Source organism: Frankia sp. CgJB1 (assembly GCF_977947065.1).
The window spans coordinates 1-8,176 of the sequence record NZ_CDWTNB010000178.1; the positions used below are offsets into that span (position 1 = coordinate 1).

The 8,176-nt window shown below is 69.3% G+C and carries 10 protein-coding genes, 1 pseudogene and 1 riboswitch; of the genes and pseudogenes, 4 read left to right on the forward strand and 7 right to left on the reverse strand.

Annotated features, from left to right (window positions below):
- A pseudogene (locus AC08OT_RS16890) lies at positions 1 to 308 on the forward strand (hypothetical protein); the annotation flags it as partial.
- On the forward strand, positions 305 to 520 hold the full coding sequence (locus tag AC08OT_RS16895) for a hypothetical protein (protein WP_476603019.1): 216 nt from the start codon (positions 305 to 307) through the stop codon (positions 518 to 520). The pseudogene AC08OT_RS16890 and the gene AC08OT_RS16895, both read left to right, overlap by 4 nt.
- A gap of 253 nt (positions 521 to 773) precedes the next feature.
- Here the strand turns inward: AC08OT_RS16895 and AC08OT_RS16900 are convergent, their stop codons facing one another.
- Positions 774 to 1,358 (reverse strand): superoxide dismutase family protein, encoded by a 585-nt coding sequence (locus tag AC08OT_RS16900; protein WP_476594061.1) that lies wholly within the window; start codon positions 1,356 to 1,358, stop codon positions 774 to 776.
- 246 nt (positions 1,359 to 1,604) lie between these two features.
- Here AC08OT_RS16900 and AC08OT_RS16905 point away from each other — a divergent pair, with 246 nt between their 5' ends.
- A complete protein-coding gene (locus AC08OT_RS16905; RefSeq protein ID WP_476603020.1) occupies positions 1,605 to 2,330 on the forward strand; it encodes a TetR/AcrR family transcriptional regulator in 726 nt (241 codons plus the stop codon).
- A 161-nt stretch (positions 2,331 to 2,491) separates the two neighbouring features.
- Here AC08OT_RS16905 and AC08OT_RS16910 read toward each other — a convergent pair whose 3' ends face one another.
- The 5 genes from AC08OT_RS16910 to AC08OT_RS16930 all read right to left on the reverse strand — a co-directional run bounded on the left by AC08OT_RS16910 (position 2,492) and on the right by AC08OT_RS16930 (position 5,106).
- Complete coding sequence (locus tag AC08OT_RS16910; RefSeq protein ID WP_476594063.1) at positions 2,492 to 2,881, reverse strand: type II toxin-antitoxin system VapC family toxin; 390 nt, start codon at positions 2,879 to 2,881, stop codon at positions 2,492 to 2,494.
- Positions 2,878 to 3,165 (reverse strand): type II toxin-antitoxin system Phd/YefM family antitoxin, encoded by a 288-nt coding sequence (locus tag AC08OT_RS16915; RefSeq protein ID WP_476594064.1) that lies wholly within the window; start codon positions 3,163 to 3,165, stop codon positions 2,878 to 2,880. Before AC08OT_RS16915 ends, AC08OT_RS16910 begins: the two co-directional genes overlap by 4 nt.
- A gap of 19 nt (positions 3,166 to 3,184) precedes the next feature.
- Positions 3,185 to 3,913 (reverse strand): 5,6-dimethylbenzimidazole synthase, encoded by a 729-nt coding sequence (gene bluB, locus AC08OT_RS16920; protein ID WP_476603021.1) that lies wholly within the window; start codon positions 3,911 to 3,913, stop codon positions 3,185 to 3,187.
- Between the two features lie 36 nt (positions 3,914 to 3,949).
- Positions 3,950 to 4,147: riboswitch (cobalamin riboswitch) on the reverse strand.
- A gap of 268 nt (positions 4,148 to 4,415) precedes the next feature.
- Positions 4,416 to 4,925 (reverse strand): hypothetical protein, encoded by a 510-nt coding sequence (locus AC08OT_RS16925; protein WP_476603022.1) that lies wholly within the window; start codon positions 4,923 to 4,925, stop codon positions 4,416 to 4,418.
- Positions 4,926 to 4,953: 28 nt separating this feature from the next.
- Positions 4,954 to 5,106: a hypothetical protein gene (locus tag AC08OT_RS16930; RefSeq protein WP_476594067.1), complete on the reverse strand. Its 153-nt coding sequence runs from the start codon at positions 5,104 to 5,106 to the stop codon at positions 4,954 to 4,956.
- 343 nt (positions 5,107 to 5,449) lie between these two features.
- Between AC08OT_RS16930 and AC08OT_RS16935 the strand changes: the two genes are divergently transcribed.
- A complete protein-coding gene (locus tag AC08OT_RS16935; protein ID WP_476594068.1) occupies positions 5,450 to 6,733 on the forward strand; it encodes a 2OG-Fe(II) oxygenase in 1,284 nt (427 codons plus the stop codon).
- Positions 6,734 to 7,122: 389 nt separating this feature from the next.
- Here the strand turns inward: AC08OT_RS16935 and AC08OT_RS16940 are convergent, their stop codons facing one another.
- Positions 7,123 to 8,052, reverse strand: coding sequence for a ParA family protein (locus AC08OT_RS16940; RefSeq protein WP_476594069.1), 930 nt, complete (start codon positions 8,050 to 8,052; stop codon positions 7,123 to 7,125).
- Positions 8,053 to 8,176: the final 124 nt, after the last annotated feature.

Here is an 8,176-nt window from a genome sequence, read left to right on the forward strand (position 1 = left end):
GGCTCCCGGCATCCTGGCGGCGGCGGGCACCGAGCGCGCGCGGAGCGCTGCCGGTCGTCCTGCTCGCCGGAATCGTCGGGCTCGTCGGGCTCGCCGGGCTCGCCGCCGTGCTCATCGGTGCCGGCGGCTCCGATCCTCAGGTGCAACCGGCCGCCCCCGCCCCGTCGTTCGGCCGGGCGGTCCCCAGCGACCCCGCGAACCAGCCGCCAGCCGGTGCTCCACTGTGGACGCCGGGCACCCAGCCCAGCCCGGCTCGGCCCGGCTCGGCCCGGCCAGCCCACCCCCGGTCGGCGACGAACAGCCGATGACACCGACGGACCCGGGCACTCCGACACCGGTACTCACCGCGGCGAGCGCGCAGCCGAGCGCCACGCCTACGAGCCGGCCATCGCAGCCGACGGGCGCATCCCCGACGGTCGTGCCGACCTCGTCGCCGAGCCCGGGCACCTCGGCCACGGCGACAAGCTGCCCGACGGCCGCCCCACTCGGGGCGACGACGACCGCACCGCCGCCCTGCTGAACCCGCCGCACGGCCACTCTGCTGAAGCCCGCCGCATCGTCGCGTCACGCCACCGTCCGGCGTCCTGGTGCCCATCCACCACGCACCGGAGACTCTGACTACGGCAAACCCGCTGCGCGACCGCCGCCGACGGCGTCCATAAGGGGCCACGAGTCCACCGGGAGGCGGGAGAGCCCGGCGACCGGCGCCTTCGGCTTCGGCTTCGGCTTCGGCTTCGGCACAAGCCAGCGAAGCGATCGGATTTAGGAAAGATTTAGGAAAACGGAACGGTAATGCAGGCCGCCCGCGGACCGGCAGATCCGGCTTCGCCGGGCATGCCACTCGTCCCGTGCTCATGGAGCACGACCGCACTGGCACCGCCGGCCCGGAAGTTCCAGTCGACGATGGCGAACGCCTGGCCGTTGCCGCCGGCATCCGTGCTGAAATCCAGCCAGACCTCGTTGTGTGGATTGGCGTACGCCGGATCGACAGAGGGTTGTACCGGGTCCGGGATGTTCTGGTAATGCGGCCCGGACGCCGTACCCGTCGCGCCACACGCCTTCTGATGAACATGCGCCCCGTACCTGCGGTCGGGCAGCAGGCCCTGAACCACCAGGCCCACCACGGTACGAGGCCCGCCGGCCGCCAGTACGACCGCCCCGGCGCCGACCGGCACGAGATGCCGGTTGTAGGTGACGGCCGCCGGTGGCTGCTTCTCGTTCCAGGTCGTGAACGCGACCGGCTCCGCGACGACCCTCGTGACGCTCAGAGCTGCCGATGCCACCGCCGAGGCCGCGGCGGCGAACAACGCGGTGAACAACCCAAGGCCGGCCAGGGTGATCGACAGACGCCGTCGCATGAGGACCCTTTCAGCGGCTAGTTCAGCGGCTCGGGAACGCCGTTCATGTGGGACGAGCCTAGCCTGGCCGCGGGTTTCGGGAATGCTAAACACGACCTGAACGGAAACAGGGGGCCGAAAGGTGGTGCCCGGCCCGGGCCTGATCCGCGACTTGCGGGCCTGATCCGCCCATACTGCCCCGGTCGGCGGGAGGCCGCCGTCAGTCAACCCTTGCGGAGTGAGTACTCACTCCGTACTGTGGATCGCATGCCAGAGACCTCACCGATCCCGCCCCGACGCCGGGCCCCGGTCATGGACCCCGACCAGCGCCGCGCTATGATCGTCACCGCGGCCCTCCCCCTCGTCATCGAGTACGGCACCTCGGTCACCACCGCGAAGATCGCCCGCGCGGCAGGCATCGGGGAAGGCACGATCTTCCGTGTCTTCGCGGACAAGGAGGCCCTGCTGGCGGCCTGCCTGACCGAGGCGCTGCGACCCGACGACACCGCCACCCACCTGGCGGCGATCCCGCTCGACCAGCCGCTCCCGGCCCGCCTCACCGAGGCGGCCGAGGTGCTGCGCGGCCACATGGCCCGGCTGGGCGCCGTCGCCGGAGCCCTCGCGGCCACCGGCCGGCTGGAACGCCGGATGCCCGCCACGGCGGGGAGAGCCCGTTCCGACGACCGATCGGCCGAGCCGCCGTCCCCTGCCCTTTCCCCGGCCCCGGCCTCAGCCCCAGCATCGGCCCCGCCGGCCGTCCCACCAGCCGTCCCGGACCGCGAGGCGGGACTCGCCGCGCTGCGGACGGCCCTGGCCGCGCTGTTCGAGCCCGCCCGCGAGGCGCTGCGGCTGCCGCCGGAGCGCCTCGCGGGCGCCTTCGCGCTGCTGCTGATGCCCGCCGGCCGGGCAGACGCCCCCAAGCTGCTGACCACCGGGGAACTGGTGGACCTGTTCCTGCACGGCGCGCTCTCGACCGCCGGGCCGAATCCGTGAATGGGCCCGCGCACGGCGGTGGATCCGCTCCCCCCGGCGGCGAGGCCTACGCCGAGCTGACGCCGCGGCGGCGGACCCTGGTGACCGTCGCGCTGCTCCTGACGCACGACGTCCCGGTCCGCACCCCCAGGCTCCGGTGGGTAGCGAGCCCGGTCCCCGCCTCAGGCGGGCACAGCAACGGTCAGGCCTTCCTGGGCGGCGGCGGTCGACAGGCGCTTGTCGTAGCTGACGAAGACCAATGACGGCGCATCAAGCCGGAGCGCCGTCGCGAGATGCAGGGCATCCAGCGAACGCAGCAACGGATCCGTCAAGGCCGCGGCGGAGACCATGATCGGCTGGTCGATGGGCACGAGCGTGATCCGCGACAGGACGTCAGGGATACGGGGAAGAGCGACGGGGTCGCTGCAGCGCAACGCTCGGGTCACTTCGAGCATCGCAAACGCAGACGACACCGCGACGCCTGGCCGCACGGCAAGCCAGGAGCGCAGCGCACGCGTCTCACTCTCCGGATGGGTCAACTTCACCAATGCACTGGAATCCAGATAATTCAAGAAGATTCCCCGCGTAGCTCCGCCACCACGTCCACGGAGTCACGGCCGTCCCAGCTGCCCGTGGACGTCGGTTCGGGGAGATCAGCCAGGCTCGCGGTGGAGAGGGTAACGCGCCCCTCGGCAACGAGTTGGTCCAGGTAGTCACTGCCCGTCTGCGTCAGTTCGGGCACCAGCCTCGCCCACGGTCGTCCGTTACGAGTGATGATGATCGATTCTCCCGCGTGCGCACGGTCAACCCAGGTACCCACGGCATGGCTGAGATCCCGCAGGCTCACCACAGTCATGCCTCAAGTCTAACAAGTGTTAGACACCCGCTGGCCCGTCGATTCCAGGATCAGCGGGAGCACTGTCCCCGGGCGGCATCGCGCCCCAGCGCTCGACGTGGACGGCGTCGGTGAGGGGACGCCGCCGGGCCCAGCCGTGGCGTTCGAGGTCGGGAACGTGCTCGAGGTGGGTTACCGGCCCGAGGCAGAGCCACGCCACGGGCCGGATGTAGGCGGGGATGGCGAGCAGGTCACGAACGAACGGCTCCCGGTAGAATGACACCCAGCCCATCCCGAGACCCTCGGCGGTCGCGGCGAGCCACAGGTTCTCGATCGCCAGGCACACCGAGTACAAGCCGGCGTCGGCGATGGCGTGCCGACCCAGCACCGCCGGCCCGCCGCGGTGCGGATCGTAGGTCACGACCAGCGACAACGACGACTCCAGGATGCCGTCGATCCTGATCCGGGCGAACCGGGCGGCACGCTCACCGGTCAGGGTCGCGGCGAAGACGGCGCGCTCGCGGTGCACGTGGGTGTGGAAGTCCTGCCGGGACCGCTCGTCGGTGACGAGGATGAAGTCCCAGGGCTGACTAAGACCGACGCTCGGCGCGGCGTGAGCTGCCCCGAGCACCCGGTCGAGCACGTCGGCGGGGATCGGCCCGCCGGTGAACTGGCCGCGCACGTCGCGCCGCCGGTGCAGGACATCGTAGAGGTTCGTGGGGTGGAGGTTCGTGGGGTAGCTGTCGGTAGGGTAGCTGTCGGTAGGCATGGCAGGCTCCCGCTGTCCGGCCGCCCGCACGACGACGGGCGGCGTCGATGCGGGGCCGGTCTTCGGACTTCCGGATCAACGCCGGCCGTCCGCCTTCCCGGGCCCGAAGACCCAGTGGCTGCGCGGCGCGCATGGACGGCGACTTCCCGGTTACCGCGGCGGGCCCGTGCCGGACCTTCACCGGCTTCCCGATTCTCCCCGGTCCCCCGGGGCACCCCGCGCATGACGCCATTGGGGATGATACAGGATAAATCGACACATCAAGGTGGCGGCGATCCGTCAGCCGGTGAATTTGGGGGACCTGAGCACGGTCTACGGTCCCTGAACCGTGCCTTATTCCCCACAACTCGGCCGCCACGCGATCAAGTGGATCCGGGAACTGCTCGCCGCGCAGGGCCGCGCTGGCGCCGCCGCGAGCCGTCCCTCACCAGGCGAAGTGTCGGCACCGGCCGGTCGACCTCGCCGCGTGCATCGGCCCCACCCTGGCATCGGCCCCGTGCGGTCAGTCCCGGGTGACGTCGTCGATGGTGGCCGCGATGGCCGCGCGGCGAAGCCACAGGTCCAGCTGGTCGGTGTCGACGCAGGCGAGAATCCGCTCGCGGACCGCGCCAGGCACCGGCACGCCGCGGCTCTCCAGCACCAGCAGCACCGACCTCGCCTCGCCACGGGCCTCGCCAAGAGCCTCGCCACGGGCCTCAGCGCGGGCGTCGATCTCGTTGTAGCGCTCGTTGTGGTAATGCCGGCCGAGGGTCGCCGTCCTGAGAAAGGCCTCCCATCGGGCCCGGGCTGCCTCGGGCAACCGACCCACTGTCACGTCATCATAAAAGATCTTCTTGTCTGGTTCCAACACGTCCAGCGCCGCCAGCAGCGCCGGGAACATCACGTCGATCTTGACATCGTCGAGATGGCAGATCGCCGCGAGCAGCACCGGCGCCGGGCGGGCCGCCGCCAGCTCCGCGTCAGCGACCAGGGGCACGTCGGCAGCAGTAAAGAACCGGGGGTACAGCCGCACGCCGCTGCGGGTGTCCCCGGCGATCTGGTCACGATACCAGCGGGCGGACGTTGGGGTCGTACAGGCGCGCGTGGTCGAAGGCGGAGGCGTCGTCGCCGAGGAGCTCGGTCTGCACCCAGTCGGGCAGGGACGGGTCGAGCCGGAGCAGCTCGAGCGGCGTCTCGTGGGCGGAGGTGGGCATACCGCCACGATGCCCGATGGGTCCGACAGGTCTGGTTCGCAACCTGCACACCAGCGCCGTAAGGCGAGATGTCCACCTTCGTACCCGGGAGCAGGCCCAGCGCCTCGCGGATGAACTTGGGCAGCACGATCCGACCTACGTGATCGACAACAGCTTCCGTGGGAGAACGATACCAGTTTGATCCCATAGCCGTGAGCGTCGCCAACCGCCACACGATACTCCTCCAGTGGGGATGCACGATCGACGGCTGCGACGACTGGGTACCGACACCGGTCGAGTGCGCCCAGCCCTCTAGATTTCTACGAGAGGTACCGCTTCCTGGGGATATTGGAGGGCACGGGCAATGGCGACCGTGGCGCGTGACCGGCTGGCGAGGATGCTGCGCGGCGACGCGGAGACCACGTTCAGCGTGGGACTGACAGCGAGTAGGGATGACCTGAGCCTCGAAGTCGAGGGCGTCGGGCCCGTGGCCTTTCCAGTCCGGCCCGAGCAGGCCCGCGAGCTGCTCGGCCTCGGCCAGCCCGCCCGGTTCGGCCGCGGCGAGGAGACTCTGACCGACCCGGGCGTCCGCGACACCTGGGAGATCCCGAAGCACCTCGTCCACGCCCAGTGGGACGACAAGGCACTCGACGTTCTTCTGACGACGGCAAAAGACGAGCTGGGCCTGCCGATCGCCGCCGAGCTGACGGCCGACCTCCATGCGCTCCTGGTGTACGAGCCGGGCCAGTTCTTCCGCACCCATCAGGACAGCGAGAAGGACTACGCGATGATCGGCACTCTGGTGGTGGTACTACCCTCCAGCCACACCGGCGGCGAGCTCGTGGTGCGCCACCTCGACGAGAAGATGGTCTACCGGGGCTCGAAGACGGACCTGTCACTGGTCGCCTTTTACGCCGACTGCCGGCACGAGGTCACCGCGGTGCGGTCGGGGTACCGGATCGCGCTCACCTACAACCTCCTGCTGCGCGGGGACACCGCCCTGCCGGAGGGCGACGAGGGAGCAACCGCCGAGCTGGCCGGCTTCCTTCGCGAGCACTTCGGCACGCCCGTGGCCAGCCGCTACGGCAGAGGCGCGGCCGACCCACCGAACCGGCTCGTCTACCTCCTCGACCACGAGTACACCCCGCGCGCACTGGGCTGGAGTGGGCTGAAGGGCGCCGACGCCGCTCGCGTGTCCCTGCTGCGGGCCGCGGCCGAACGGGCGGGGTACGAAACCGTGTTCGCGCTCGCCGATGTCAAGACGACGCACAACGCCTACGAGGCGGATGAAGACCTCGGGCACCGAGGAGGACGGTACTGGGACGACTACGACGAGGACGAGGACTCCGACGACTCGGGCGAGGACCACGTCGAGTACCAGGTCGAGGAGCTGCTTGTCTCCGAAGTCACGCTCACGCACTGGACCGGCCCGGAGGGCACCCGGCTGGAAGAGGTCTCGCTGGACGTGAGCGAGGACGAGGTGTGCGCGTCCACCGGATCCGACGACCTCGAGCCCTACTCCTCGGAGTACGAGGGCTACATGGGCAACTGGGGCAACACGCTCGACCGCTGGTATCACCGGGCGGCGGTCGTCGTGTGGCCCCGCGACCAGACCTTCGCGAACCGCGCCGAGACCTCGCCGGCCTAGGCTCTTGACAAGCTCGCCGGAACGGACGCGAGCCGCACGCCGAGCCCGCCAGCCAAGCCCCGCAACGCGGCCACGGTCCCGATCGCCGCCACATACCTGGCCGCCTCGTCTCGACTGGACATCGCCATGATGGCGGTCCGCGTGGCCTCCACGTCCACGTCAGCACCGGGCGAGCGCCGACGTAGACGCTCAAACGCCTCGGCCGGCCCGGCCACCGGGGCGACCGAGAGCCGCCCGGCACGCCGGCCGGCTGGACCGCTACGCCAGAGGCACGGATTACGGCCAGCTGAGCCCGCCCCTCCGTCAGATCACGTATCTGCGCCGGTTCCAGCCGCCCGACAAGTCGCGCCACCTGTTCAAGCACCAGGCTGGCGAGGCCAGCCGCGGAGTCAGACACGGTTGGACTCTCCGATCCTGCGGACTATCTCGGTCACCAGGGCACGCATCTCCGCAACGTTTTTTTCGGGAACGCGGTCGGACAACACCAGGGGTAGACTCTCTCCGGCCGGATCCGCATAGAAGCTGTGGTTCTCCCGAATCAGGGTACCAAATGCAGGTACCCCGGCGCGGGGCCTGTCGATGAAGTTCTGTTCGGCCAGGATCGGCCCTTTACCCTGGTAGCGGACCATCGTGAAGACGATAACGAGGATGACAGCGGAAACGCGGTCCTGAGATCCCAGCGAACGAACTCGCTCCGCTGCCCCGTTGTAGGCTCCCTTGAAGTGATCAAAGCGGTCCATAAAATGTTCGATCGCCACGGTTGAAAGCTCGTCCGGCTTCGCCGGGATCACCACGAACTGGCTCGCGACGATGGCCGAGCGAGTCAGCATGCCAAAGCTCGGTGGGCAGTCGATCAAAACGAGCTCGTAGTCGCCGGACGGGATCTGTGTTAACGCGTCACGCAGCCGCCCGAACACGCGCAGGAAGTCTTTGCTGCTCCGGGCACCGATCTCCCGGTGCGCGGCAACCACCAGATCTTCCTCAACGTCACTCAGTGTCAGATCAGACGCGATGATGTCGAGGCGTCCGTTGGCCCCGATGTAAAAGTTGTCCTTCGCGGGGGTGTCCACCAGTTCCAACGGGTCCCGGAGTTTCCCTCGCGGCCGCCATGACTGGAACCAGTGCTTGATCGTACGGTACGGCTGAAGGTACTCGTGCCACTGCTCGGGGCGATAGAACGAAAGCGTCAGACTCGCCTGCGGATCAAGATCCACGATTAGGACCCACTTGCCGCGCCGAGCGATCTCGGCTCCGATGTTGGCCGTCAGGGTGGTTTTCCCGACGCTGCCCTTGTAGTTCACCACCGAGACGACCTTCACCGTCCCCCCTTCGGATTGTCGCCGCGCACCCCGTCCCACCGCACCGGCCTTACCAGCAGCTCAGACAGAGGCACAACCGACACCGGAACGCGATGGCAGTTCTTAGGATTTGCATTGAAATAAC

Excerpts from the sequence above, each read along its gene's own strand:
- AC08OT_RS16895 (WP_476603019.1), top strand. The coding sequence starts at position 305 with ATGACACCGACGGACCCGGGCACTCCGACACCGGTACTCACCGCGGCG.
- AC08OT_RS16900 (WP_476594061.1), bottom strand. The coding sequence starts at position 1,358 with ATGCGACGGCGTCTGTCGATCACCCTGGCCGGCCTTGGGTTGTTCACC.
- AC08OT_RS16905 (WP_476603020.1), top strand. The coding sequence starts at position 1,605 with ATGCCAGAGACCTCACCGATCCCGCCCCGACGCCGGGCCCCGGTCATG.
- AC08OT_RS16915 (WP_476594064.1), bottom strand. The coding sequence starts at position 3,165 with ATGACTGTGGTGAGCCTGCGGGATCTCAGCCATGCCGTGGGTACCTGG.
- bluB (WP_476603021.1), bottom strand. The coding sequence starts at position 3,913 with ATGCCTACCGACAGCTACCCTACCGACAGCTACCCCACGAACCTCCAC.
- AC08OT_RS16930 (WP_476594067.1), bottom strand. The coding sequence starts at position 5,106 with ATGCCCACCTCCGCCCACGAGACGCCGCTCGAGCTGCTCCGGCTCGAC.
- AC08OT_RS16935 (WP_476594068.1), top strand. The coding sequence starts at position 5,450 with ATGGCGACCGTGGCGCGTGACCGGCTGGCGAGGATGCTGCGCGGCGAC.